This is a genomic window from Bacillus sp. AFS098217 (assembly GCF_002551815.1).
In the GTDB taxonomy this organism is placed as follows: domain Bacteria; phylum Bacillota; class Bacilli; order Bacillales; family Bacillaceae_G; genus Bacillus_A.
Genome location: NZ_NVPR01000079.1, coordinates 22,235 through 47,571, shown reverse-complemented (window position 1 = coordinate 47,571; position 25,337 = coordinate 22,235). Strand labels below are relative to the sequence as shown.

General features: G+C 34.1%; 24 protein-coding genes, 4 pseudogenes and 1 other annotated feature. Of the genes and pseudogenes, 17 read left to right on the top strand and 11 right to left on the bottom strand.

The genetic code is table 11. The annotated features are described in order from the left end of the window. Positions 1-20 precede the first annotated feature (20 nt). Complete coding sequence (locus COO03_RS27180; RefSeq protein ID WP_179863018.1) at positions 21-197, top strand: hypothetical protein; 177 nt, start codon at positions 21-23, stop codon at positions 195-197. A 34-nt stretch (positions 198-231) separates the two neighbouring features. Continuing rightward, positions 232-780, top strand: a pseudogene (locus tag COO03_RS20315) (MMPL family transporter); the annotation flags it as partial. A gap of 185 nt (positions 781-965) precedes the next feature. Here the strand turns inward: COO03_RS20315 and COO03_RS20310 are convergent. Then, positions 966-1,145 (bottom strand): H-type small acid-soluble spore protein, encoded by a 180-nt coding sequence (locus COO03_RS20310; RefSeq protein ID WP_097898897.1) that lies wholly within the window; start codon positions 1,143-1,145, stop codon positions 966-968. Positions 1,146-1,213: 68 nt separating this feature from the next. After that, positions 1,214-2,428: a helix-turn-helix domain-containing protein gene (locus COO03_RS20305; RefSeq protein ID WP_097898896.1), complete on the bottom strand. Its 1,215-nt coding sequence runs from the start codon at positions 2,426-2,428 to the stop codon at positions 1,214-1,216. Between the two features lie 118 nt (positions 2,429-2,546). On the opposite strand from COO03_RS20305, the gene COO03_RS20300 reads away from it, so the two are divergent. Both COO03_RS20300 and COO03_RS20290 read left to right on the top strand, forming a co-directional pair. Next, positions 2,547-3,815 carry an MFS transporter gene (locus COO03_RS20300; protein ID WP_097898895.1) on the top strand — a complete coding sequence of 423 codons (1,269 nt, stop codon included), beginning with the start codon at positions 2,547-2,549 and terminating at the stop codon, positions 3,813-3,815. A 470-nt stretch (positions 3,816-4,285) separates the two neighbouring features. Continuing rightward, the gene (locus COO03_RS20290) at positions 4,286-4,813 is read left to right on the top strand and encodes a DUF4398 domain-containing protein (RefSeq protein ID WP_097898893.1); all 528 of its coding nucleotides are present in this window, start codon (positions 4,286-4,288) and stop codon (positions 4,811-4,813) included. A 124-nt stretch (positions 4,814-4,937) separates the two neighbouring features. Here the strand turns inward: COO03_RS20290 and COO03_RS20285 are convergent, their stop codons facing one another. Then, positions 4,938-5,360, bottom strand: coding sequence for a YfmQ family protein (locus COO03_RS20285; RefSeq protein ID WP_097898892.1), 423 nt, complete (start codon positions 5,358-5,360; stop codon positions 4,938-4,940). Between the two features lie 211 nt (positions 5,361-5,571). Here COO03_RS20285 and ucpA point away from each other — a divergent pair, with 211 nt between their 5' ends. The 5 genes from ucpA to COO03_RS20260 all read left to right on the top strand — a co-directional run bounded on the left by ucpA (position 5,572) and on the right by COO03_RS20260 (position 9,468). After that, positions 5,572-6,366 (top strand): SDR family oxidoreductase UcpA, encoded by a 795-nt coding sequence (ucpA, locus tag COO03_RS20280; protein ID WP_097898891.1) that lies wholly within the window; start codon positions 5,572-5,574, stop codon positions 6,364-6,366. 365 nt (positions 6,367-6,731) lie between these two features. Further along, positions 6,732-6,893: a peptidase gene (locus tag COO03_RS20275; RefSeq protein ID WP_097898890.1), complete on the top strand. Its 162-nt coding sequence runs from the start codon at positions 6,732-6,734 to the stop codon at positions 6,891-6,893. 260 nt (positions 6,894-7,153) lie between these two features. Continuing rightward, entirely contained in the window at positions 7,154-8,242 is a 1,089-nt protein-coding gene (locus tag COO03_RS20270) for a serine hydrolase (RefSeq protein ID WP_097898889.1), read from the top strand. Positions 8,243-8,395: 153 nt separating this feature from the next. Further along, complete coding sequence (locus COO03_RS20265; protein ID WP_097898888.1) at positions 8,396-8,989, top strand: histidine phosphatase family protein; 594 nt, start codon at positions 8,396-8,398, stop codon at positions 8,987-8,989. Between the two features lie 89 nt (positions 8,990-9,078). Continuing rightward, positions 9,079-9,468, top strand: coding sequence for a hypothetical protein (locus COO03_RS20260; RefSeq protein ID WP_097898887.1), 390 nt, complete (start codon positions 9,079-9,081; stop codon positions 9,466-9,468). A 76-nt stretch (positions 9,469-9,544) separates the two neighbouring features. Here COO03_RS20260 and COO03_RS20255 read toward each other — a convergent pair whose 3' ends face one another. The 3 genes from COO03_RS20255 to COO03_RS20245 are packed head-to-tail and all read right to left on the bottom strand — an operon-like array spanning position 9,545 to position 10,871. After that, a complete protein-coding gene (locus COO03_RS20255; RefSeq protein WP_097898886.1) occupies positions 9,545-10,135 on the bottom strand; it encodes a DNA alkylation repair protein in 591 nt (196 codons plus the stop codon). Positions 10,136-10,147: 12 nt separating this feature from the next. Beyond that, entirely contained in the window at positions 10,148-10,477 is a 330-nt protein-coding gene (locus COO03_RS20250) for a DUF3147 family protein (RefSeq protein ID WP_097898885.1), read from the bottom strand. Next, positions 10,461-10,871, bottom strand: a complete 411-nt coding sequence (locus COO03_RS20245; RefSeq protein WP_097898884.1) for a MarR family winged helix-turn-helix transcriptional regulator — start codon at positions 10,869-10,871, stop codon at positions 10,461-10,463. Before COO03_RS20245 ends, COO03_RS20250 begins: the two co-directional genes overlap by 17 nt. Positions 10,872-11,027: 156 nt before the next feature. Here COO03_RS20245 and COO03_RS20240 point away from each other — a divergent pair, with 156 nt between their 5' ends. The 3 genes from COO03_RS20240 (at position 11,028) to COO03_RS20230 (ending at position 13,824) form a co-directional block, all read left to right on the top strand. Next, positions 11,028-11,822 (top strand): protein phosphatase 2C domain-containing protein, encoded by a 795-nt coding sequence (locus tag COO03_RS20240; RefSeq protein WP_097898883.1) that lies wholly within the window; start codon positions 11,028-11,030, stop codon positions 11,820-11,822. 335 nt (positions 11,823-12,157) lie between these two features. Beyond that, complete coding sequence (locus tag COO03_RS20235; RefSeq protein ID WP_097898882.1) at positions 12,158-12,724, top strand: sigma-70 family RNA polymerase sigma factor; 567 nt, start codon at positions 12,158-12,160, stop codon at positions 12,722-12,724. Further along, complete coding sequence (locus COO03_RS20230) at positions 12,721-13,824, top strand: DUF4179 domain-containing protein (RefSeq protein WP_097898881.1); 1,104 nt, start codon at positions 12,721-12,723, stop codon at positions 13,822-13,824. The genes COO03_RS20235 and COO03_RS20230 overlap by 4 nt, the downstream gene beginning before the upstream one ends. A gap of 46 nt (positions 13,825-13,870) precedes the next feature. Here the strand turns inward: COO03_RS20230 and COO03_RS20225 are convergent, their stop codons facing one another. Continuing rightward, entirely contained in the window at positions 13,871-14,944 is a 1,074-nt protein-coding gene (locus COO03_RS20225) for a glycosyl hydrolase (RefSeq protein WP_097898880.1), read from the bottom strand. A 149-nt stretch (positions 14,945-15,093) separates the two neighbouring features. Between COO03_RS20225 and COO03_RS20220 the strand changes: the two are divergent. Next, positions 15,094-15,344: pseudogene (locus tag COO03_RS20220) on the top strand (cation diffusion facilitator family transporter); the annotation flags it as partial. A gap of 188 nt (positions 15,345-15,532) precedes the next feature. Continuing rightward, positions 15,533-15,703: a Fur-regulated basic protein FbpA gene (gene fbpA, locus COO03_RS20215; protein WP_097898879.1), complete on the top strand. Its 171-nt coding sequence runs from the start codon at positions 15,533-15,535 to the stop codon at positions 15,701-15,703. Between the two features lie 61 nt (positions 15,704-15,764). Here fbpA and COO03_RS20210 read toward each other — a convergent pair. The 3 genes and pseudogenes from COO03_RS20210 to serS all read right to left on the bottom strand — a co-directional run. Further along, positions 15,765-16,004: pseudogene (locus COO03_RS20210) on the bottom strand (FCD domain-containing protein); the annotation flags it as partial. Positions 16,005-16,113: 109 nt separating this feature from the next. Next, positions 16,114-17,301, bottom strand: a complete 1,188-nt coding sequence (locus COO03_RS20205; protein ID WP_097898878.1) for a GTP-binding protein — start codon at positions 17,299-17,301, stop codon at positions 16,114-16,116. A gap of 562 nt (positions 17,302-17,863) precedes the next feature. Continuing rightward, positions 17,864-19,138, bottom strand: coding sequence for a serine--tRNA ligase (serS, locus tag COO03_RS20200; protein ID WP_097898877.1), 1,275 nt, complete (start codon positions 19,136-19,138; stop codon positions 17,864-17,866). A gap of 106 nt (positions 19,139-19,244) precedes the next feature. Next, positions 19,245-19,475: a binding site (T-box leader), on the bottom strand. A gap of 327 nt (positions 19,476-19,802) precedes the next feature. Here serS and COO03_RS20195 point away from each other — a divergent pair. Then, positions 19,803-20,138, top strand: a pseudogene (locus COO03_RS20195) (TIGR03943 family putative permease subunit); the annotation flags it as partial. Positions 20,139-20,244: 106 nt separating this feature from the next. Here COO03_RS20195 and COO03_RS20190 read toward each other — a convergent pair. Further along, positions 20,245-22,224 (bottom strand): IucA/IucC family protein, encoded by a 1,980-nt coding sequence (locus tag COO03_RS20190; RefSeq protein ID WP_097898876.1) that lies wholly within the window; start codon positions 22,222-22,224, stop codon positions 20,245-20,247. A gap of 128 nt (positions 22,225-22,352) precedes the next feature. On the opposite strand from COO03_RS20190, the gene COO03_RS20185 reads away from it, so the two are divergent. After that, the gene (locus tag COO03_RS20185) at positions 22,353-23,555 is read left to right on the top strand and encodes an MFS transporter (RefSeq protein WP_255257259.1); all 1,203 of its coding nucleotides are present in this window, start codon (positions 22,353-22,355) and stop codon (positions 23,553-23,555) included. Further along, a complete protein-coding gene (locus tag COO03_RS20180; RefSeq protein ID WP_097898875.1) occupies positions 23,530-25,335 on the top strand; it encodes an IucA/IucC family protein in 1,806 nt (601 codons plus the stop codon). The genes COO03_RS20185 and COO03_RS20180 overlap by 26 nt, the downstream gene beginning before the upstream one ends. Positions 25,336-25,337 lie beyond the last annotated feature (2 nt).

The following is a 25,337-nucleotide window of genomic DNA, read 5'->3' as shown; positions in this document are numbered from 1 at the left end:
CTGAGAAAGGAGGAGGCAAGGTGGAAGTTTCAGATACTTGGTATGGTACAAAATCTTATGATTTTGTACCATACCAAGTATCCTTGCCGATTTTAGATGAAATTTGTTGTTTCGACTATTGGCAGACAGTAATACCTCTGCCAAAAAGCAGCGGGGATTCAACTTGTATTTATGAAGTATTTCTTTTGTTAATATAGAACTGAAACTATTGCATATAAAAATAGTGAGGGAAAAGAAATTAGTAAGCAGTTATATAAAGTAATTGATAATATAAAAGTAGATCATTATTATACGGGAAGTTGGCTTATTGATAATGATTTTTCAGCAAATGCGGAGCAAGGATTAAAGAAGACGGAAATGATTACAGTTGTTTTCATTTTAGTCGTGCTTATTATTGTATTCCGCTCTATTGTTGCGGCTTTTATTCCACTTGTTACAGTGGGACTTAGCTATATTAGTACACAATCCATTATTGCTTTTTTAGTAGATCAATTGAATTTTCCTCTTTCGACATTTTCACAAATGTTTCTTGTAGGGTTCGCAGCGATTGGTTTCCCAAAATTTAATCTATATCAATCAGCAGTTGGGGTAGCAGTTGGCGTTACTATATTACTACTTGCTCTCCTCACGTTTGTCCCATTCTTTATGGCAGTCCTTGGGCATAAGTTGTTTTGGCCTTCTAAGTCATCGGCAGAGCATAAAGAAAATCAATTTTGGGGTAAGGCTGGTGAATTTGTATTTAAGCGGTACATTCGCGGCTTTATATCCATCGGGTGTGTTAACAATGCTAGAGGTAACTACCGAATATTATGTGGTTTACTGCTTTACGCCTTTGTCATGTTGACACTATTTGTGCCGGTGATGGTCAAAATATTTGGAGAGGCAAATTGGTGGCCTTTCATTTCATATGAAACGAAACAAAAATAAGAAAAAACCCACTTCAAATAAAACTGAAGTGGGATTTCTTATATTTCTTCTAGGCTATTGACTGGAACAGTTAATTCACGATCTGGATTTGTAGCATCGTATATTCGGGCGGTTTCATTGCTTTCATCAACATGTTGAATCATAACTGGCATGCCTTGAAAGCTGACATGAGTTTCTTCTGATGACTCGGAAATTTCTTTTGCACGTTGTACATTCATTCTTACATTCCTCCCATCTTTATTATTTTTGCTAAAAAGGAGGAGTAATATACCATTTTGGAGTGAATTTAAAGTTTTTGTATTATTTGTAATGTTTCTTTAATAAACGAAGTAAATGTTGAATTAGGAAATTCTTGTATAGCATGAAAGGCCTCTGTTGCCTCTTGAAGCGCCTTTTGTTTATTTTGGAGCTCCATATAGCAAAGTGCGCGGTAAGCCCCCGCTGTTATCGTCCATGCTTGATCCAATGGATGGAACATATAATCTGGAATGGTTGCTCGTTCTAATATTTCTAACGCCGCTTTATATTGCTTAAGACCATATAAAGCTTTTCCTTTTTCAAGATAATAAATGCCGTCATCTTCAAAGGTTGGCTCGTTTTGCATTTTTTCTTTAAACAACTCTAGGTGCTGCAAGGCTAATGTATACTCATGTGTGATTGTGTTATAGTAATAAGCTTTTAATATATCTACAATCGCGATGGATAAAGAATCTTCTGTGAAAATAGCAAATTGCTCAGATTTTTTTATATAGTGTAAGTATTTGTTTTCATCAGCTATGATTACTTTTTGATAAGAGAGAATGCGATAAAATTCATCTGTTTTATAATACACTTGATTTTTTTTAGAGAAATCAAGCGCTTGTAAGATGATTTTTTCACACCCTTCATAATCACCGTATGCAAGTAAGACGATAGCTTCATTTAAGAAAAGCTGTATTTGCATGATAAGATCCATTTCTAATTGTTTCGTTTCATATTCTTTTCGAATAGATGCGATAAGCTGTAAGCACTCTTCATATTTTTTTTCAACAAATAATATATAATAAAGCATTAATTTGGTTTGTGTACTTTCACGATATAAGGTATATTTTTGGAAAATCGGAATAGCTTTTTCAATATAGGAATATATATTGTAATCTTTCATATTAAATGCAACGCTTATAAATTGTTTATATAAACGAGCTGTACTTAAAGTAGGTGGTAGTTCTTTTTGAACAATAGGCAATAGTGTACGATACACTTCTTCAAATTGATTATTTTTTATAGCTTGTTCCATCTTTGGAATAAGCTCTGTCACTTCTTCGTTGTCTTCCTCTAGTAAAAAACTCGCTTCACATTCAAGCTTACCAGCAAGATACTGTAATGTTTTCATGGAAGGTGTTGCTTTCCCATTTTCGATTTGACTTAGCATACTTTTCGTTAACTCTGTACCAGCTAATTCTGTTTGAGTAAGCCGCTTTTCTTTTCGCAGTGCTTTAATTTTTTCACCAAGAGTAGCCATATAATTGCTCCTTTATTATAAAAAAGTTAAATACAGTTAAACTTTTTGTTGTCAAATTTTAAAAAATGATTATATAATAAGTTTAACACAATTTAACTTTTAAGGGGAGAGTGACATAATGGGAGACGTAAGTATCAGTCAAAATGATCCAAGAATCAAAATTGCAACGAGAAATATCATTTTGATGATGATTGGAAAAATGACTTCTTTATTAGGTGCAGGAATTTATACATTTGCAATGGGGTTATATGTTTTAAAAATAACAGGATCAGGTATCGGATTTGCGACTACGCTCATTTGTGGTTCAATTCCAAGAATGGTATGCGGGCCAATTGCTGGGGTAATAGCCGATCGTGTAAACCGAAGATGGCTTGTCATTGGCACTGATTTATTAAGTAGTGTAACGATGTTTACAATGTTTGTTCTTTCTACTACATTTGGACCTTCACTTCTATTTATTTATATATCTGCAGCGCTGTTAGCAATTTGTGCGAGTTTCTATTCGGTTGCTTTCACTGCTTCTATTCCAACTTTAGTTGATGATATGCGGATTCAAAAAGCAAGTGCTTTAAATCAAACAGCAGCTTCCTTATCGACGATTTTAGCGCCGATTATTGGTGGGATGGTATTTGGTTTCTTTTCAATTACATTCTTTTTTCTCTTAAATGGGATTGCGTTTTTCTTAGCTGTAATCGTGCAGTTATTTATTGTATTTGATTTGTACAAAGTAGAGGCAGAACAGGGGAAGACGCATTTTTTAACAAGTGTAAAAGAAGGTTTCTTATATGTGAAACAGCAACATGATATTTATGGGCTATTGAAGATGGCTTTTTGGATTAACTTTTTCTTAAGTGCACTTTCTGTTTCACTTCCATATATTATTATTCAAAGTTTACACTTATCTTCTAGGCAACTTGGCATCGTAGAAGGGATGTTATCAGTTGGTGTATTAGCAGCGTCAATTATTTTATCCATTCGTAAGGAAATGAATGATATGTTCCGCTCTATTCGCATTGGTTTGTTTGTATTTGCAGGGTTAATTTTATGTACTGCTTTTCCATTATTATTTACCCTTCCAAAGATAGTAAGTTTTATTTACTATATCATTTTCATGTTTCTTTGCGGGGCAACAATGATTTCAATAAATGTCCCTCTTCAAGTACATATGCAAAAAACAACAGATCCAGGGTATTTAGGACGCGTTTTTGGGCTTCTTGAAACCATTGCTACAGCAATTCAACCGCTTGGAATGATGCTGTACGGATTTTTATTAGATATGATTCCAACTAGTATTGTCATGTTAACATCAGGGGCTGGATTGCTTTTCGTTGTATTAGTAGGAACAAGACAATGGAGTATGAAGAAACAAGTAGATGTGTCAGCGTAAGGAGCAAGGTGATTATGTTATCCACGTGTATGAAGTTGTAACAAATGGAGAAGAAAGCCATACAGCTACATGGGGGTGGTATGCTGTAAATCTGAAGACGAAAAACATATATAGGGCGTTTTGAAGTAAGGTATAAGGTGAAACTTTAATGAGTGGGGGTTTTCTTCATCCTCCACTCATTATTAGTTGAACGAATCGGGCTTTTACGGGCAGTTGATCCCCCACCTAACTTCTTTGCTTTTGCTGAATTTTGAGGCGGGGGTCTTACTGCCCGCAAATAGCGGGATAAAAGGAAATTTGTAATCTCATCATCTATTTATCATCCAGTTTTCTTTGTTGTATTAAAATTACTGGATGATTTTTTCTTTTTGAAAGTATTTTTTAGGTGTGATACATTTAATAAAGTATGTATAGAAGCAAATTCGATTAAATGAGTAAGATGTGTAACAAAGAAAGAGGAGAAAAACATCATGAGAAAAATAAGTTTTGCTATGCTTTGTTTGTTTTTTGTAATGGCTGGATGTAGTAGTAATTATGATATCCAAATGGAAACAGGCATGCAGGCATTAAAAGATGGAAAATATAGTGATGCCATTATGTGGTTCGAAAAAGCAGAAAAAGAAAAATCTACGGAAGAAGCGAAATCATATAAGGAAGTTGCCAAGCTGATGGATCACGGTGCATCAGCGTTAAAAGATGGTAAATATTTAGAAGTAAAAGACGATGCAAATCAAGTGTTGCAAAAGAAAAAAGATGCGTCCCTTGAGAAAGCTGTAAAGTCAAATGCAGAAGAGATGTTGCAGAAGGCAAAAGATATTGAAGAGAAAGAAAAAACGAGAGTAGAGAAGCAAAAGAAGGCTGATGAAGAGGGTATTGATAAAGTCATTAAAGCTGTAGATAGTGTTGATGAAGCAAGAGAAAAGCAGAAAAAGATCGGAGAATCATTAGATAAGGCTGAAACAGAAAAAGACAAAATAGAAGCGAAGAAAAATCAATAGAGTGATATTTTGAAAGTTATGTATGAGGCTGTCGTTTTTTTTCGACAGCCTTTTTTACTTAGGAATTATTTTCAAATTAATTTATTAATGAGATTAAAAAAAGGCCGTTTCTTTGAAAATTCTTTTAAGCTAGATCTCCTGTTACTAACATAGAACGCTTTTGAAGACTATCTGAACGCAGACTATACGCGACTATTTTCTTCTTGTATTGTTTGAATACATCAACGTGATCGTTGTAACTGTACACAGAAAATGTAACATCGTTTTTTCCCCTCTTCGTATTAATGACCAATGGGGTCCCACTGCTCTGTGGAGGAAAATAATATCGCTCTAGAAATATCGCTTGGTTAAAATGATCAATAATTTGAGTTTTATCCTCTTCTTGTAAGCGCTTTCTGTCAATAGTTACGGTAACAGCCGCTTCATTAAGTTTTGGATGTAATTCAAATTTGCTGATAAACGACTCTACAACAGAATTTGGAATGCTAGCTACTGCTATTTTTAAAGCACCTAAAATAACTAGCGTAACTATAAACCAAGTCGTCATATTTTACCATCTCCTTTGTATTATAAATTAATATAACTCATATTACAATAGGGAAAATAGTTGAAATTTGTACATTTTGTGACATAAAAAGGAATAATCCACTTTTTTTGAACTTTTTTCAACAAATTGAGATGTTTCGAATTTCAAAGGGAATATTTGGTATGATGAAGTTGTTGAAAAAGTTTTCTACAAATCATAAGGGGGCTATGAAATGGGAAAATTAGATGGAAAAGTTGCTTTTGTTACTGGAGCTGCAATGGGTAATGGTGCTGGAATTGCCCATGTATTTGCGGAATTGGGAGCGAAAGTGTTACTTGTTGATATTTCTGAAAAAGTTCATGAAACAGCAAAAGAAATTGTGAGTAAGGGGCTTGAAGCAGCAAGTTATGAGGTAGATGTAACTGATTTTGCAGCTGTAAAAGAAATTGCAAAAGATGCATACGAAAAATATGGAAAAGTCGATATATTAGTGAATAACGCAGGGGTGATTCGCCTTGCTAATTTTTTAGATATGTCAGATGAAATGCGTGATTTTCAATTTCAAGTAAATATTAATGGTGTATGGAATTTTTCTAAAGCAGTGCTGCCATATATGATTGAGAAAAATTACGGAAAAATCGTGAATATGTCCTCTGTAACAGGGACGTTAGTTGCAGATGAAGGAGAAACTGCTTATGCGACTACAAAGGCGGCTATTTGGGGATTTACAAAAGCACTAGCACGTGAAGTGGCCAAGCATCATATTACTGTAAATGCGATATGTCCAGGGTATATTATGACGCCAATGGCAGAGCAAATTGCTAATGAATCTGATCCAAATGCGCCAGACACTGTTATCGATGGAATCGCTTCAGGTGTTCCGTTAGGGCGATTAGGAAAAATTGAAGAAGTAGGACAATTGGCGGGTTTTCTTGCATCTGATGAATCAAGTTACATAACAGGTACACACATTGTAATTGATGGCGGAAGCACATTGCCGGAAACTGTTTCTGTTGGTGTAGAATAATATTTCACATAGAGGAGAAATCTTAACAGGTAGAAGATTTCTTCTCTATTATATACCTCAATTAAAAAATCGACATAAAACCCCTCTTTTTAAATGGAAGAGAGCATCTGGCCATGCATAGAAGCGGTCAGGACCTCTTTCTACCACATGCGAAGTAAAAACAGAAAGAGCAAACGAGTGTAGGTTACTTTTTATTCTGTATAGCAGGGATTTAGATGTCGAAAAATTAACATAGATATATATACGCTCCTAAATTGGTTCTTATAGTCAGAAAAATTAATTTTGTTACAATAAGTCGAATTTCCGATATTTCACGAGAAAAAGGATTATAATAAAGTTATAACCTATTACAAGGAAGTGTAACTATGAGTACCGTAACTATCGTATATGGTATTATTCTTTCTACTATTATTTGCTTATTTGTTATTGGGGTCTCACTTTATATTCATAAATGGAAAGAAGGTATTGCAAAGTTAAATCATATTGAGGAAGAGTTTGGCGATTTAATGTTACATCATGGTAAGTAAAGAGGTTTCTTTTTTAATTAGATAATGTGAAGAATATCACAAAACATGCTAGCATTGTGGAGCATGTTTTTTTGTTATGTAAAGAATAGTAAAAACGATATAGTTGCATATCTGTTTCATACGATACACTGAAGTACGGAATGTTAGGAAGTGGAAAAGAGGGATAGAATGAATCGGTTACTATTTTTTATAAAACCTCCTCATATATTTGATATAATGAATATAGTGATAATTGGTATTTTATTAGGGGAGGCAATATAGTGAGAGTGTCAAAGGTTGTAGGGTGGAGTATTTTTACTATTATAGCAATCATCATAACATTTTTAGTTATCATGGAATATTACTATTCAAAAAAAGATCCAAACTACGTGTTAGATTACATAAAAGAACATAAGAATGATCAAACATGTTCACTGATGATTAAAAGAAATGGGGAAATTCTAGCTGCTGTGAATGAGAATAAAAAATTACCATTAGCAAGTATGGCAAAAATAGTAGTGGCAGTGGAATTTGCAAAACAAGTTGCAGAAGGAAAAATAAATCCACAGGAACAAATTCCAGTACAAGATTTAGACAAATATTATGTACCAAATACAGATGGTGGAGCGCATCCTGCGTGGTTAGAGAATGCAAAGATAAGAAATGCTGTACAAAACGACAAGCTTTCGTTAGAAGAAGTAGCTAGAGGAATGATTCATTTTAGCTCCAATGCAAATACAACATATTTATTAGAGAGATTAGGACTTGAAAGAGTGAATGAAAGCTTAAAAGAGTTAGGACTAAATAGTCATGATGTATTTTATCCTTATACATCTTCTTTGTATATGAGAGGCTATGTAGAAACCGAACTCCATGTACCTGAAGATCAATCTTTAGAAGTGTTACGTAAAATGTCCATGGATGAATATAGAAAGCACGCTTTGCAAATACATGAATGGATGCAAGACGAAGTGGAATGGAAAAAACACAATATACCATTAAAAAATGACATGGAATTTCAACGTATTTGGTCTGACAGGCTAGTAAATGCAGCGGCAAAAGACTATATGAGTTTAATAGGAAAAATTAATAATAGAACTGAATTTCCTAAACCAATGCAAGATGAGATCGAGCAGATTTTCAAGGGGACTGTTGAAGATAGCATATATGAACATGCAGGCCAGAAAGGCGGCTCAACACCATTTGTATTAACAAAAAGCTTTTATGGTACAGATAAAGAAGGAAACAAGGTTGAAATTGTTTTCATGTCTAACGACTTAGATGATATGACGCTCAAAAAACTGACAAATAATATAGATTATTTCATTCAAGACGTAGTAACGAGTGAAGAATTTAGAAAGAAGTTATAACTATATAATTTTATTATGTAAACAAAAGGTGTCTTTTGATAGAGCACCTTTTGTTTATTGTACAAGGAAAAACGGAAAGGAATTAATCGCTACTTAATTGAATCAATTGGGTAGAAGTATTAATTGAAGAGGTAATAAAGGAGGGGGCTTTTCATGACTCATATCTATTTTGTTCGTCATGCACATTCTATTTATACACCAGAAGAAAGAGAACGTCCATTATCTGAAAAAGGACGGAATGATGCGCAAACCGTGACAGATTTATTAAAAGGGGAACAAATCGATGTTGTAATCTCTAGTCCATACAAACGAGCAATACAAACTGTTCAAGGAGTTGCAAATCAATTTGAATTACCAGTGCAAATGGAAGAAGATTTACGTGAAAGATTATTAAGTAAAGAACCAGTAGTAGATTTTGAGAAAGCGATTATGAAAATATGGGAGGATCCAGCTTTCTCTTTTGAAGGTGGAGAATCAAATGATATAGCACAAAAGCGTGGTGTTAGATGTATTCAAAATATATTAAAGCAATATAAAGAGAAAAATATTGTAATAGGAACCCATGGAAATATTATGGTGTTAATGATGAACTATTTTGATTCTAAATATGATTTTCACTTTTGGAAAACACTTAAAATGCCTGATATATATAAATGCACATTTAATGAGGAGAAATTAATTTCTGCTGTAAGGATAGAAACAGGTGATAGGAAACGACAAACAGGTCATCTAGTGAATAATTTGTAAAATTTTATCGAGAAAGCAGGAAAAAACAAAGTTGTTAGAGAAGTATGCTTTTGTACCATAAAAAATGTGTGATAAAGGAGGCTGTTTACATGTTTGAGAAAGAGAAGCGGTTGGCAGATCCATCGGAAGGGCTTATTGAAGTTCATAATGTATACGAAATTGTCCCACCTGACGGAACAATTATTGGTATGGCAACGCCAGAAGAAATGGAAGTTGCTGCTGAACTAGAATTACAGCACTATGCCTATTCTCGTTTATTAGAAGCAAATATTCAGTTAGACGGTTCCTCCTACAAAGATATACTTCAGGAGTTCCAAAGGTACGAAAGAAAGTCAATGGAATTTTGGCGCGCGTTACACAAACGTTTAGCTGTACCATGGGCATGGGTACTTCGTGTTGATGTTGCGAATGGTCCTATATATGTGAACAATGGGAACGCGTATTATGATGATGATGAAGATGAGGAAGATTATGAATAGATAAGAGAGGAAGCAGTGTAAGCTGCTTCCTTTTTGTGTATCAAGAAGCTAGAGAAATATCTTTCTTTATTGAGCGTTAATTGAGGTGTCTACTAGCTTTTTTATACACAAATGCAATGTAAGGATTACTACAATCCCATGTTTTTAGCTCTGTTATCACAAGATTTTGGTGTACCTTAGAAATATCACTAATTGCATTTCCGACAGATTTTCGGACATACTCACTTTCATCATCTTTTAATTGAGATAATAATTGTAATGCTATCTCGGGGTGATCACGAAAATAAATTTTCTTTGTCCATACACGTAACCCTTCAACTACAGCGCGGCGTACGTTAGGATGGAATGCAGACAACCATTCTTTTATAACAGGAAGAGAAGCTTCATACCCAGTTTCTTTACAATACGTATCAAAGGCTTTTGCTAGTACTTCCTGTGCCCGCCAGTCTTCATGAATACTTACTTCATCTTTTAAAAATGTAAGTGCTTGTATTTGTGTTGCAGCAATTTCTCCAAGGAGAAAGATAGCTAAATAGGTTCCAGAAGAATGTTTTGAGTCTTTATAAAGATTTGTTGCATATGTAAAGATTGATGAAGCATCTATATCTTTATAGAGCTTCTTTGCATGCTTATTTATTTGTGGGATGCTCATTGTTTCTAATGTCATTTTAATCCCCCTCTATGCTTGATAGATTCTTTGACAAGCTAATAAAATACACCAAATACCTATACCGAATAATACAGATGTACTTAATGAAAAAGAATTTTTTAACCCAATATAGACAATAAATAATAGTAATGCTGATGCAGGAAAACCATATAATACTCCTATAGCAAATTGACTTAATTCTTTTTTACTTCCGCCCTCAACAGAAATCCAAAATAAGCTAAGTAAACTGATAAGTGGAAGAGCAGCAATAAAGCCGCCAATGGTACTATAATGTTTGGCAAACTCAGTTACACCACCAATGATAAGGGCCGAGACGATAATTTTAACGAGGAAATGCATATTTTGCCTCCTTTGCTAATAATGAAAAAGCCTGTTCGAGTAATTGCTGCTCTTCTTTTGAAAATTGAGATTCTAATACTTTTAGTTTTTCTTCATCCAATAATGTATGCTTTGTTAAAGCTTGATTTCCCTCTGTAGTCAATGTTAGATTAACGACGCGTTCATCTTGTTTATTTCGCTCCTTCATAACGAATCCTTTTTGAATAAGACGTTTGACATGCTCTGATGCTGTATTATGAGATAAACCTAATTCAGAAGCGACCTTGCCAATTGTAGTCTCCTTTTCTCGGGAAATGATTTGTAGAATTCGAATTGCTTGGTGAGAAAGATTATCTTCATATTCATATCTTAAATGATAGTAAATGGTTTCCCAACTTTGATTGATGTTTTTCATAATGATATGCCTCCGGTTTTTATATCGTATAGTAAGATATATTCGTTTTATAAGATGTAAAATCCTTTTATTTGTATAAAAATTATTGAAAAAGTTTATTTTTCTTGAAATATACGGTACTCTTAGTGTAAGGGCATACACATAGCAAGAGAGAGGATGATAGAAGTGAATACATTTAAATGGATTAGTCATGAAAAGATGTATCTAGATCAAATACATGTTGAAAAATGTGGTCCTCTTTCAGTTGGCGTATATGGCGGGAATCAAGAGAGTGATGCGTATGAAAGAGGAGATGCAGTACTGGCTTGGTGGGACCCACAATTAGAATTCGAATTTGTTATGATCTTTGATGCTCATCATAAAACGAAAAATATACATTATATAATAGAAGCAATTTCTGCAAGAAAAGAAAAGTTACAAGAATTATTCTCATACCCCATTCATCTAGCATTTCATCATACACATATGTATTTATTAGCATTGTTTACAGATGAGTTATTTATTGAGAAATGTGAACAAGAGAATGGAGAACTTGCGTGTTTAATTTGTTTACGAAAAGGTGAGTTTTTATATTGGTTATCAGTTGGTGATTGTTTTGCTTATTTATTTCATCCTGAACGAGGAAAGAATGGAAAAGGAAGACTAAATCAGCGGAAATACTATGAATGTATAGGAAGAAGAAATATTTTTGCGGCGAATACACCTTGCTTTACTTCAGGGGTTCGAGGGTTAGAAAGAGGTATGAATCACATTGTTATGGCAACAGATGGAATTTTAGAGTGTAATAAGCAAACATTTGAGGATGATCAAACTTTATTTGATGCACTACATGATGGCGAATTTCTACAAATTGAGCCTGCTTTAGCGAATGTCCTTGAATGGAAAGGAAGGGACTGCGCTACGATTATTGGATGGTCCATTGATACAGAAAATAGAAAACGTGCAAATTAAGAAATGTAAAAGGGAGTTCAGGGCATATACGTCTTGAACTCCCTTTATTTTTAAGCAATATGAATATGGTAAGCTTTTAACCATTCATTCACTGTAGCGTATATTCCATTGCACTTTCGGCTTGCAAATCATCAATTGCCTGTTTTGTTAGCAATTCATTGTCTTTTTACTGTATCTTGTTAGATAGAATATGTGAAGTTGTATGCTCTGGAATGTCTTAGATGAGAATCTCACTTTATGAAATGAAAGAATAATGGTAATTATAAGAGAAAAAATTTTCCTGTACGTTATATAAGGTGTAAAAGCTTTTACAAAAAAATAAGGGGAATCGCTACATGAAATCAAATGATAAAAATTTTATAAAAAGGTTGCAACGGCAAAAAGAAGATGCGCTAGAATTCGTTGTCGATACATATTTGCCATTAGTAAAAGGGATAACGCATAAAGTTCTTGTTCCCATTCAAAACGATGGGCTTATAGAAGAATGCATCAATGATATTTTTCTTTCTGTTTGGAATAACGCAAATAAATTTTACGGGGATTCAAACGATTTTAAGAAATGGATTGCGGCGATTGCTAAGTTTAAAGCAATTGATTATTACCGAAAAGCCAACAAGAAAGTGGAAGTCATTTCAGATGAATTCAATTTAAGTACAGAAAAATCGATAGAAGATGAATTGATTGTTATGGAAAATAGGGAGGAACTAATACAACTCATTAACCAATTAGAACCTGTAGACCAAAAGGTGTTCATCATGAAATTTCTTCTCGGTTTAAAGACAGAAGAGATAGGAGAGAAATTAGGTTTAACTCGGGCAGCAATAGATAATCGAATTTATCGTGGGAAAAAGAAACTACAACAAAATGCTACAAATCTTCGTTTAGGAGGTAGTGTAATATGAAAGACGTTTATGAGTTATTAAATGATATCGAAATAGATGAAAAAGAATTTGAGGAAATAGAAGCTTCTGAATTTGAAAAGGAAAAAGTGAAACGGAATCTAAAACAAGGTATGCGTAAAAAGAAAAAAATGAAGAACTGGAAAAAGGGTGTCGCTGCTGCATCTATTTTAGTAGGTTTGTCAGTTGTAACACTGGGAATCGGGTTTCCGACTTATGCTGGAGGGCTTCCGATTGTAGGTGATATTTTTCGCTTTTTAGATAACGGTAGAACAGGTCTTTATGAAAATTATAAAGAATTTTCTACTGAGTTAAATATGACGCGAGAAAGTAATGGAGTTAAAATAACGATTAATGATGCTGTTTTTGATGGAAGAACGGTATCAATAACGTATTCTATAGAAAGTGAGAAAGATTTAGGTGAGAAGCCAAGTATATTTGGTCACTTAGATATAAGGGATTCGGATGGAATGGGAGGTAGCTCTCAGACTACTAAAGTGGGGGATAAAAAGTATGTAGGTATGATAACAGCAACTGATCATGGTAGTAAAAGAAAAGATGTTGCAAATATTAGATGGAATATAGAACAAACAGATATGGAGGAAAAGAAAGCAATAAAAGGGAACTGGAATTTTGCGCTTACTTTAAAGGCAATGGACAGTAAAGAGATAAAGCTTCATGGAAGTTCGGAAAAAGAAGGAGTAAAAGTAAGTATGGAAAAAATGGAAGTGACCCCGATGTCATTCATCATTTTTTACAATCAAGAGGATTCTAAGGAGTTACTAAGTCAATGGGATGATGCGGATGTTGAATTAGAAATTAAAGATGATTTAGGAAATCAATATGCAGGTGAAGGTAATGGAGGGAAAAGTACAGCGGCAGAACCAAATAAAAGTCATTGGAGTGCTACATTCCAAAAACTCAATGAAAATGCAACAAAATTGATTGTTACTCCTCATGTTAACTTACGAGTTCATACCCCTGAAAATCATGGCGGAGTAGAAATGAGTGGTGGAAAAGAGAAGAAAATTGAAGTGCCTAAAAAAGAAGCGAAAAGTAAAAATATTGTGTTAGATGATATTGTAATTGATGTAAAGAAATAAAAGAGAAAAGGACTGCCTTGATAAATAGGTAGTCCTTTTCTTTTCGTTAAGAAGTAGTGATTAGTAAAGCATGAGGGTGTTGTGTTTTATATTCTTCCTTCCACGGAATGTTTAATTGTCCCCACGTTTGTCCAGCATCTAAAGATTGAAAGACACCATTATTATTTAACGTGTAAAACGTATGAGGCTCGGCTGGATTTGTTGCAAGCATGGAAATAACTGTACCGATTGCAGATGGTAGTCCTTGATGTACCTGCTCAAAAGGTGTATCTTTCGTTTTTCGATAAATATAAGATTCATAAGGAATACGGTGGTGAGCTAGATCAGCACTTGGCGCAGCAGAAACGAGGATCGTATCACAATCAGCAGGATCGATAGCCATACTGTATAAATAGTGATGTTCTAATCCTTCACTGCATGAAGTCCAGCTACTTCCTCCATTATAACTTTCGAGATAGGCACGATCAGGACCACTCATAAACCCATCACCGCATGATGCATAAAGACGATTAGGAGCATCGGGGTGCATAAGCAATTGATGGGCATCGATAGGAGCACCGAATTTTTTATCGGTCCAAGTTTGTCCATTATCGTTACTTTGAATAACGGCCCCGGCTTCAATTGATACATGCAAAGTATCTTGTTTATTTGGATCAACTGTAATCCATCGTACATGATGCGTGAAAGGACGAGGGGGAAATGCCCACGTATATGAAGAAAGTAATGATTTCATATTTTTACATTCATTCCACGTTTCACCACCATTTTCTGAGTAAAATAAGGCACTAGGTTCTGTGCCAACATAAACGACGCCATAGTCATTAACTTTCTTATTGGAGCTTACAGTTATTGCAGTAATAGAAGAATGTGAAATACCGTCTTCTTTAGGGAAATCAAAGTAACGGTAAGAATCGCCAATCGGTCTCCAAGAATCCCCACTATCGTCACTTAACCATAACCCCCGGCCAAACGTACCGCAATATATACGGTTGGATTGAAATGGGTCTACTGCAATACAAGTAGGTTGCATATTTTGTAAATGATATTGAATTTGATACTCTTCGTTTTTTTCTTCTAAGACAACAAGTTCTCGTTCCATACAGAGAAATAACCGTTTCAAAACTATAACCTCCTTGAATTTTTGTTTATTATTAAACAATATGAAAGAGAAAAAGAAGTAGTCTAGTTTTTTGTTGAGAAAAAAGGACTTATATAAAAAGTAACGAAGATTGTATAAGTGAAGAGGTGACTCGTGACGTAACGAAATAGGATAAAGTGAAACATACATTATTACATATTACGATTGTAAAAGAAAAAGAAGTACATGATTTACCTATATGCTCCACATCAGATTATCAAGTAGAAACTTGTCATCTTATTATTGAAAAAGACAAAGATATACAAATGGTATTAAAAGAAGCAACGAATGTACGAAAGAAAAATTTCATGTAGAACATGTCACGATTCATTTGGAAATAGAGGGAGAATTTAATCATATTGAGACAACTTGCGAAGTATGAAAGAAAAAAGATGATAAAAAGTGTCATAACATTCTTTGCGTAACATACATATATATAATGTGGCCACAAACAGTTTGTAAGGTAAATATTTCATGAAATTACTTTACTTATAAAACATCATCTTTTACAATCAAAGTGGTAATTAATAAAGATTATCATTTTCAGTTGTTGTAGGAAGGAGTTTTTAGATGGGTAGCCAACTCCGTTTTGCTGTTGAAAATCGTAAGAGGTATTTAATTGATCAGTTAATTGGGGCAGGTGTGTTTAAAGTTCTCGACCGACAATTATACGAGCTTTCCTTAGAAGAACTAGAAAAAGAGTTTAGGGACATTGAGAAATATGCCGAGATTCGCGCATAATCATAGAGAAGTGTGAAGGGAGAGCCGTTTATGTTTTCTACAATATAAACGGCTCTTTTTCTTATTGCAGAGAAATTATTTTTTGTATTTCTTTCATTGGTCGCAACCAGTTTTGAGACATTATTTGCTCTATTTGTGCTGCATCTTTGTTCCTTAATGCTTCAATGATTAAATTGTGCTCTTCAATAGATTTACGTGCAGAAATGAAGTTTTGAAAGAATAGATATTCGAGGCGCAATACATGAAGCTGAATGTTTGCTAAGAAAGGCTCGATATATGTATTTTTAGCAATTGCTACAATTATACTTGTTATATGGGGGAATATAATCAATAAGCCTAACAAATCTAAATCATAAATAAAAACAAGGTGGTCACCTTTTGAGGAAACCATCTTGTTTTTTTTCGTTGTATCATGATACAACGGTAAACGAAGGAATTGGATCAACAAAATTATCCCATTTCTGTTCCATTTCTTCATCAGTTAGTAGACATGCATCTAAAGATTGTTCAATTGTAGACTGTTCCATTTCAATTCCAATAAAGACAAGTTCTGTAATACGATCCCCGTATTGTTTATCCCAATTTTTTAAGATTTCTGGTTCTTCTGTAAGTATTTGCTGCTGCTCACCTTCAGGTAATGCGGCAATCCATTCACCAGCACCTTGAATGGTAATCGAAGAACCAGCTTGAGAAAGAAGCCCCATCATATGATTACGAGATGCAAGCCAGAAAAAACCTTTCGCTCTTACTACATCTAATGGCCAGTTTTGTAACCATTTCATAAGGCGTACAGGATGAAACGGACGTTTGCGGCGATAAACAAAGGAACCGATGCCGTATTCTTCTGTTTCGGGCGTATGGTGTTCGGTATTTAACTCCTGAATCCAACCAGCTGATTGGCTTGCTTCATCATAGTTAAATAAATTTGTATTTAAAATTTCATTTAGTGGAACTACACTAAATGAAGATTCAATAATTTTTGCCCCAGGATTCAATTTTTGTAAGAGGCGATGAAGTTCCATCACATCTTCTTTCTCTAGTAAATCCGCTTTGTTCAAAAGAATCACATTTGCAAATTCAATCTGATCAATTAATAGATCGATAACTTCTCTTGTATCGGTTTCATCAATTGCTTGTTTTCGATCTAGTAAACTTTCGCCAGCGGCAAAATCATCCCAATATCGATTTGCATCAACTACAGTAACCATTGTATCAAGGCGACATTTACTCGTTAAGTCAATGCTAAGTTCTTCGTCCATATACGTAAATGTTTGTGCGACTGGAATGGGTTCACTAATACCGGAAGATTCGATAACGATGTAGTCGATATCTCCTGCTTCTACAAGACGGTTTACTTCAATGATTAAATCTTCTCGAAGTGTACAACAAATGCAACCGTTTTGAATTTCTACTAATTTTTCTTCAGTACGAGAAAAACCTCCTTGTTTTACAAGAGCAGCGTCAATATTTACTTCGCTCATGTCATTTACAATGACTGCTACTTTTAATCCTTCTTTATTTGCCAAAATATGATTTAATAAAGTAGTTTTTCCGGATCCTAAAAAACCACTTAATACAGTAATGGGTACTCTTTTCATTGTATATTCCTCCTATTAAATCGTAATCATTACGTTTTATAATAAATGATGAGAAGGCAAAATGCAACGATAAATCATAATGATTCCGATTTAAAAAAACGATAATGAATCAAAAGAAGATACAAATAGAGGACAAAAATTATATTCAAACTGTGATTTGAATCATAAATCCGCCACAATTTGAACCATAATATTGCCAGAAAGCATAGTTTTTAGAGAACATTCTTGTAATATTTGAAGCATAACATTGCCATAAATCTTTTTTTAACTCATGAACTTGCCGTGAATGCTGTTGGTTTGTAATAAAGTTTGATCAAAAGCATGATACAAAATTTGATTTTTTATCAGAAGAAACCCAAACATTTTGAAAAAAAGATGAGGTAAAATGCTTGGGTTGTTTGTTGTTAGTAGATATGTTTTTATAAAAAGTTTAATCAAAACCAGAAGCGTATGTTAATTTAATAGGAATTAATAAAAAATTTCTATGCACAACGGTACGACTTTTTGTAAACACCCATACTTTTTATAAATCGTTAAACTTTATCTCAAATCAACATCTTTCTTATTTAATAACCTCTACTCCCCCCATATATGGACGCAATACTTCTGGGATTATAACTGAGCCGTCTTCTTGTTGGTAGTTCTCTAAAATAGCTGCTACTGTACGCCCTATAGCTAACCCAGAACCATTTAATGTGTGTACAAATTCTGGTTTTGCGCCTTGTGTACGACGGAAACGTATGCTTGCACGACGTGCTTGGAAATCTTCACAGTTTGAGCAAGAAGAAATTTCACGATAAATTCCATAGCTAGGTAACCACACTTCAATGTCATATGTTTTAGCAGCTGGAAATGCTATATCAGCTGTACATAATACGATTACTCGATAAGGTAATTGTAACAATTGTAGTACTCTTTCAGCATTCGCTGTTAATTTTTCTAACTCATCGTATGATTCTTCTGGCTTAGTATATTTAACCATTTCAACTTTGCTAAATTGGTGCTGACGAATAAGTCCTCTCGTATCACGTCCTGCACTACCAGCTTCAGAACGGAAACATGGAGTATGTGCTGTAAAATTAATAGGTAATTCTACACCATTTAATATTTCATCACGATAATAGTTCGCTAATGGTACCTCCGCTGTTGGAATTAAAGCGTAATCTGTATCTTTTAATATAAATACATCTTCCTTAAATTTTGGGAATTGTCCTGTTCCTAATAAACTATCGCTATTTACGATAAACGGTGGAATCACTTCCGTATATCCATGTTCTTCAACATGTAAATCCAACATAAAATTAGCTACTGCTCTCTCTAAACGTGCTCCCAAGCCATTGTAATATACGAAGCGACTTCCTGTTACTTTTGCTGCACGCTCAAAATCTAGTAATCCTAATTTCTCAGCAACTTCCCAATGTGGTTTTGCTTCAAATGAAAATTCGTTTATTTCTCCCCACTTACGTATTTCAACATTATCATCTTCTGTTGCTCCAATAGGCACTGTTTCATTAGGTATATTTGGCAATGCCAATAATATAGAATTCAATTCCTCTTCTACATTACGTAACTCATCATCTAACGCTTTAATATTGTCTCCTACTTCACGCATTTCGATTATAAGTTCATCAGCATCTTGTTTTTCACGCTTTAACTTCGAAATAAGCTCAGATACTTCATTACGTTTACTTTTTAATTCTTCTACTCTTACTAACAATTCGCGACGCTTTTGGTCTAATTCTTCAAATTTATCTAATTCAAAAAACTCTCCACCGCGATTAATCAATTTTTTCTTTACTTCTTCAAAATTAACACGTAATACTTTTACATCTAACATATCTTATCTCTCCTTTAATAAGTGACTAATGCCATCTTCTCCGTTCACGTTAAACTTTTAAGGTAGGGAATTTCACTAAAAAAACACAAAAAACTCCCGTCCCTATAAAAGGGACGAGAGTTAACCCGCGTTGCCACCCTAGTTGAAAGCATAGAAAATATAAGCTTTCAACTTAAAAAATTAACGGTTTTTAACCGGAAACGATTACTAACCTCACATTGAAGTGTTCCACATTTCGCTCAAGGACGGATTCACAAGCTCTTTCTATCGGTTTACACCACCCACCGACTCTCTAAAAGAAAAAATACCTGTTACTACTTCCTTTCATCACTTTCAAATAATATATAATTTAATTATCATTACTTTACAATAATTCTATTTATTTATCAAGGAATTATTGTAGCTTTAAAATAAAGTATAGTCAGAACTACTTTACAAACTTATATTTTATAATAAATAAAATGAATATACTTTGAAAAGGGTGGATCAAAATTCATTTAGAACTCTTTAATTAAAAGGCAAAAACATTGCAACTTTTTTATAAACATCGTGGCTTTTTAAAAACGACATTAAAAATATTATTCAAATCCTGGAAGCATAAGTTTGCCGCAAACAAAAAGAACCATAACCTTGCCGGAACGGCAAAGTTATGGTTCAAATCACACAAACAATGAATATAATTGGCCAAGATGTTCTTGGATTTAAGGAAAAGGAAATTACATTTACAAGGTTTGTTTATAACGATAAAGAGGTGAAAGGGAATAAAACAGTAGTTGCTAGGTATGGTATTACATGTTGTATTGCAGATGCCTCTGTGTGGGGGATGATTGTATCTGGAAAAGAAATAAAAAAATTTCCGGAAGAGACGTGGGTACAAGTAACTGGATTATTAGATGAAACGACATATAAAGGAACGCTATTTCTACTTGTGAAAGTAAGTAAAGTCGAAAAAATTGAAAAGCCAAACGATCCGTATGTGTATGATGCTCTGCCGCAGTAATGGATTAGAGTAATGTAGATCGAGATACGTGTATACAGAACATGTATAAAGGAAAATGAATGTAAAACATCCTTCTTCACTCTAATGAGAAAAGAAGGATGTTTTATCATTTATACAATGGATTATCAACTTTTACATAAAAGTAGGAATGTGCTTCACCCATCATCCGCATGAGCGTTAAAGCCTTATAGTCTACCTTTTCTGCAAAGAAAACATCATAATCCGCAGCTGCATTTTGTATATAGCGCATGTCTTGGCGTAAATCCATAAAAATATTTTGTGTAACTCGTTTTACAATATTCCAAAGCAGTTGTTCATCAATTTTATAGAAACGGCTGACATGAATAAATAATTCTCCAAAGTGATTTTGCATTACTGAGTAAAATACTTTATTTCGTACACTCTTTTCATCATCAACTAAAATTCGAGATTTGTGATGGAAGTTTGTAATGTCAATTCCTGCTTGCTGTAAGCGACCACGATGAACTCGGATGCCTTCCCAATCACGTACAAGAAGTCGATCTGGTGTACCATCTTTTTTAAAGACAGGCACTGTATTTTGTAGATGACCTTCCAGACCAATTCCATATTTCACCATGAGTGGAATGAATCCAGTTAAAGCATTAGTTACATATTTCTCAATAAATATAACGATTGCATCATGTAATGTTAGGTGATGTTTTGATTTATACAGTTCGATAAGTTCAGTGATAAGAGGTTGATTTGCTCCATGTACTGATGCAACGAGAGCAGAACCTACAATAGCCCATTCGTCTTTATGAATATAGGAGTGAACATTATCACGAATGACACATGCGAGATTTTCGCTTCTCAGTGTTTGCCAATCTATATTAGAGTCATTTATATCGAGGAAATGTGCACCAGCACGTTCCATAATCGGAATAAATGTTGTCTCATCGATACTTGTATCTTCTTTCATAATTTTTTGTAATATGTTACTCATCAGAGGACCGTTATGAATTGTCTGTTCTGATAATGTCCGCACTTCCCCCGTTAAATGAACATTTGTTGTTAATTTATAATGAGGTCTTCTTGTTTCATAATTTGCCGGGAAGATGGTACGAAATGACATGCCAGCTACATATGGTGCGTCATAATCAAAAATAATCATTTTTTCCTGTTGAACTTCCGCTTTATATAATTCTTGCAATGTATGAATCGTTTGCCAAGGATGGATAGGTAATAAAAAATAATCATTTATTTTATCGCCCAATCGTATCTTTGCTTCGATTTTTAATATAGGTTCAAAAGAAAAAATGATAGGATTCCAATCTTGTGAGTTCATAAATGCGGTACTTACATTTTGTTTATGAACGGCTACAAACCGGAGTGGAATCATATTTTTAAATTCTGCTGAATAAGCGATTGTTTCTTCAGGATTTAAGCCTTTTCTCATTTTTGCTCCCGGATGGCAAGGGTGTCCTTCGATAACAAGTTGTTCAAAAAAAGTATAATGATCATCTGTTTGGGCCGCTGCAGCTAATGTTGAAACTGCATTAGATTGTTCATGAAATGTATAGGCCAAGGATAAATTAGCAGCACTGTTAGCCAAATCTTCTTCAAACATATGAAAATAGGAAGAAGGTCCCTCCCAATCTTCTTGGAAAATTAAAGCTAATACTTCGTTTGGATGCGTAATTTCTTTTTGTGTAGATGGTGATATATGTATATATGGACCATGTACAATTGGACGATCAAAAGCATATATTTGTTGAATTGGTACAAGTAAGTAACAGTCTTGTTTCTTAAAATATAAAGCTTGTATCAGAGAAGATTTTTCAAATAACTTCTGGTGTGCATGTACATAGTCTAGTAAATAATCTGGACAATCGTCTGTTGAAATAGAAATAAATGTTTCATATGATTTTTGAAACGTTACCGCAGTATCCATTAGATTGCTTATATTTTCTCGAATGACAGAAGAGAGGAGGCGTTCTAATATACCCTCCCGCCCTTTAGATAGATTTTGTTTATATGTTTCATGTAACGGTGGATGATTTTGCTGTAAAAAAGAAAATAGTGTTTGTTCTTCTATATCAAATGAATGAATGCTATTTAATTGCATAGGAACCACCTTTCTTAATTTTTAATCTTTACAAAAAAGAGAGAATATTTTATATTGTTCCTATAGCGACATTGATAATCATTTTCAATTATAAAGAGTCTATTTAAAATTGCAACAAAAAATTGGGGGTGATTCTTATTCGAAAACCTTTTTTTATTAGTTCATTTTTTTTGTTTATGGGGAATTGGCTCGGAATGACCGCTATCAATTGGTACGTTTATGATTTGTACCATAGTGCAACTTATTTAGGGTGGTTAAACTTTGTACGACTTATTCCTATTGCATTATTTAGTGTGTATGCAGGAAAACTGTGTGATTTATATCCGCGTGTCAAATTAATGAAATCATATTCTTTTTGGGGATTTGTATTGACAACTTTACTTGCGATTTATGCTGCTTTCGTTACTCCTTCATATTTTGTTTTTTTACTTTTTTCATTTATACGAGGGGTAATTAGTGCATTAGAGACACCAAATCGGAATACACTTCTTTCAGATATTGATACAAATAATCAAATTAGCAAACTGATTTCCATGCATTCATTTGTTATGAATGTTTGTCGATCAACAGGCCCGGCATTAGCAGGATTTCTTATCGCAGCAGGGCATATTACATTAACATTTATGATGCAGGCCGTTTGTTCACTTATTGCCTGGGTTCTTGTTTTATCAATGAAAGATCAACCGATGAAAAAACGAAAAGAAAAGAGAAAAGCGAGTTGGAAACAGATTATTGCGTATTTCTCTTATGACAAAATGGGAAGAAATATCTTTGTGACATCACTTATTACAATGGCTTTCGGTTTTTCCTATACGTCTGTCTTGCCAGCGCTTGTTTCAAAACAATTTACGGGAAAAGCAGAAGTGTTTGGAATTGCTATGTCATCAGCTGCAATTGGTGCAATTATAGCTACTATAATTCTGCCGAAAGCACTGTGCTATATTTCAGAAGTGCGTCTGTATTATACTAGCTTAATTCTATTTTCCATTTCTTTAGCGCTACTGATTATTAGTAATACATATGTATTTTTTATTCTCTTATTCTCTATTGGTTTATTTGGTCAGCTATTACGATCAAGTAATCGTGTTTATTTTCAGCATCATGTCCGTGAGGAAGAGCGAGGACTAATGCTTAGCGTAGTGCTGATGGATCGAGGGATGATTCCACTCGGGTCAATTTTAGTTAGTTATTCTCTTGAATATGTTGGGATTGTCGAAACATTTATTTTGATGGGGATTGTATGTATGATTCCACTTTTATTTCAATTTATCAGTCTGAAACAACAAAAGAAGAGGGGGAGCGAGTTTGTCCATTCAAAGCAAACGAGTTAATAGAGTAAAAGCAGAACGGAGTATTTTAAATCGTTTTTGTAATGCACTTATTCGAGAGAAGGTGTTACAAGAGAGTTGTACGATATGCAAACACGAGCAGGCTATAGAAGTTGTAGATAGCTTAAACGATGTGGAATTATTGTTAGAAGTAAAGCAAGAAGGCGCATTTGAACGATACGAGTTCATATTCCCAATTCGTTTTAAAGTTCGTGGACATATAAGATGGATTGAGTCATTGTCAATGTTTTTGGAAGAAGTAGCTCCATTTTTGCGTATTCATATTTCACAATCTTTACAAGAAGAATTGGAAAACAGTGTAACCAATTTAGAGTTAGCGTATGAGGCGTGGGATCGAAAACAAGAATGGGTGAAACAACAGTTAGAGACAAACGTTATGTTTGTAACAAAAACAAGGCCAAATAATCTATATCAATTTTTAAAAACTTTAAAAATATGCCTACCATTTGATGAGTTTATTTATACGGAATCACTCGTTATTGAAGGCCATCCGCTTCATCCATCTACGAAAACGAAACTTGGTTTATTAAAAGAAGAAGTAAAGTTGTATGCACCAGAATTTGAACATGTTGTTCCATTAAACGTTTTGCTTGTTCATAAAGATGTAGCTGAAGTAACAGGAGATCATATAAAAAAACCACTCATATACGAAAGTTCATCAGATTTATATGAAGCAGTATATACATTACTTATAAATAAAGAGAAAAGAATGGAAGATTATTATCCATTTCTTATTCATCCATGGCAATATGAGCATGTATTACAAGAAGAATACGGTCCAGAATTGGAAGAAGGATGGATTATTCCAATTCCATATCAATTGTCTTCACGTGCAACACTATCATTTCGAACAATGAATATATTAGAACTACCATATCATGTGAAACTTCCAGTACGGGCACAAGCAACGAGTGCTGTTCGTACTGTATCGCCAGAAATTACAGTAAATGGCCCGTTATTATCCGAAGTACTAGATAGCATATATAAAAAGGAGCAACAGTTAGAGCAATCTGTCGTTGTTATAAGAGAGCGGGTAGGAGCTTACTTTTCTAAACAGAATAATAGAGATTTAGGACGTAATCTAGCATTTATTTTACGAGAAGACCCAAATCAATATAGAAGAGAAGGAGAATTACTATGGGTCGGTGCTAGTTTAACAGCAAGTAATCCATTAAAAGAAAATGAACCGGTCATTTTAGATATCATGCGTACATATTTCGGAAAGGAAGACATTGGTAAAGAAGATGTATTTTATTATATCTCTCATTATACTGAAAAAGTGATGCTTCCATTATTGGAGCTTGTTTTACAGTATGGGATAGCCTTAGAGGGACATATGCAAAATTCGATTATTGCTACAAAAGATGGTGAAGTAACTCGTATTCTTGTTCGTGATCTTGGTGGGGTGAGAATTCATAAAGAGAAATTAGCAAAATGGATAAATCTTGATAGCATGCAAGAAGCTGCGTTGTTTACGGATGATATGAACGAGGTGTATAACAAATTCATTCATTCTGTTTTACAAAATCATTTTGGAGATTTGTTATTTACAATAGCGAGAACGATTGATGATATACAAGAAAAAGAGTTATGGAGAATTGTTACAAATGTTGTGGAAGATTTTATGGCAGGGGCAACAAAAGAGCAAAAAGCAGCAATATTTGCTCCTTTCATTGAAACAAAGGCACTTTTTTCGATGAGAATACATGATCAGGCAAAATCGTATTTATATACAAATTTTGCAAATCCGCTTTGTATGTAGGA

What these genes read in the sequence shown, in the direction of transcription:
- COO03_RS20285 (WP_097898892.1), bottom strand. Translation starts at nt 5,360, where the DNA reads ATGACGACTTGGTTTATAGTTACGCTAGTTATTTTAGGTGCTTTAAAA.
- COO03_RS20235 (WP_097898882.1), top strand. Translation starts at nt 12,158, where the DNA reads ATGAAATCAAATGATAAAAATTTTATAAAAAGGTTGCAACGGCAAAAA.
- ucpA (WP_097898891.1), top strand. Translation starts at nt 5,572, where the DNA reads ATGGGAAAATTAGATGGAAAAGTTGCTTTTGTTACTGGAGCTGCAATG.
- fbpA (WP_097898879.1), top strand. Translation starts at nt 15,533, where the DNA reads ATGGGTAGCCAACTCCGTTTTGCTGTTGAAAATCGTAAGAGGTATTTA.
- COO03_RS20290 (WP_097898893.1), top strand. Translation starts at nt 4,286, where the DNA reads ATGAGAAAAATAAGTTTTGCTATGCTTTGTTTGTTTTTTGTAATGGCT.
- COO03_RS20190 (WP_097898876.1), bottom strand. Translation starts at nt 22,224, where the DNA reads ATGCAATTAAATAGCATTCATTCATTTGATATAGAAGAACAAACACTA.
- COO03_RS20205 (WP_097898878.1), bottom strand. Translation starts at nt 17,301, where the DNA reads ATGAAAAGAGTACCCATTACTGTATTAAGTGGTTTTTTAGGATCCGGA.
- COO03_RS20240 (WP_097898883.1), top strand. Translation starts at nt 11,028, where the DNA reads ATGATAGAAGTGAATACATTTAAATGGATTAGTCATGAAAAGATGTAT.
- COO03_RS20275 (WP_097898890.1), top strand. Translation starts at nt 6,732, where the DNA reads ATGAGTACCGTAACTATCGTATATGGTATTATTCTTTCTACTATTATT.
- COO03_RS20260 (WP_097898887.1), top strand. Translation starts at nt 9,079, where the DNA reads ATGTTTGAGAAAGAGAAGCGGTTGGCAGATCCATCGGAAGGGCTTATT.
- COO03_RS20305 (WP_097898896.1), bottom strand. Translation starts at nt 2,428, where the DNA reads ATGGCTACTCTTGGTGAAAAAATTAAAGCACTGCGAAAAGAAAAGCGG.
- COO03_RS20250 (WP_097898885.1), bottom strand. Translation starts at nt 10,477, where the DNA reads ATGCATTTCCTCGTTAAAATTATCGTCTCGGCCCTTATCATTGGTGGT.
- COO03_RS20265 (WP_097898888.1), top strand. Translation starts at nt 8,396, where the DNA reads ATGACTCATATCTATTTTGTTCGTCATGCACATTCTATTTATACACCA.
- COO03_RS20230 (WP_097898881.1), top strand. Translation starts at nt 12,721, where the DNA reads ATGAAAGACGTTTATGAGTTATTAAATGATATCGAAATAGATGAAAAA.
- COO03_RS20245 (WP_097898884.1), bottom strand. Translation starts at nt 10,871, where the DNA reads ATGAAAAACATCAATCAAAGTTGGGAAACCATTTACTATCATTTAAGA.
- COO03_RS20310 (WP_097898897.1), bottom strand. Translation starts at nt 1,145, where the DNA reads ATGAATGTACAACGTGCAAAAGAAATTTCCGAGTCATCAGAAGAAACT.
- COO03_RS20255 (WP_097898886.1), bottom strand. Translation starts at nt 10,135, where the DNA reads ATGACATTAGAAACAATGAGCATCCCACAAATAAATAAGCATGCAAAG.
- COO03_RS20300 (WP_097898895.1), top strand. Translation starts at nt 2,547, where the DNA reads ATGGGAGACGTAAGTATCAGTCAAAATGATCCAAGAATCAAAATTGCA.
- serS (WP_097898877.1), bottom strand. Translation starts at nt 19,138, where the DNA reads ATGTTAGATGTAAAAGTATTACGTGTTAATTTTGAAGAAGTAAAGAAA.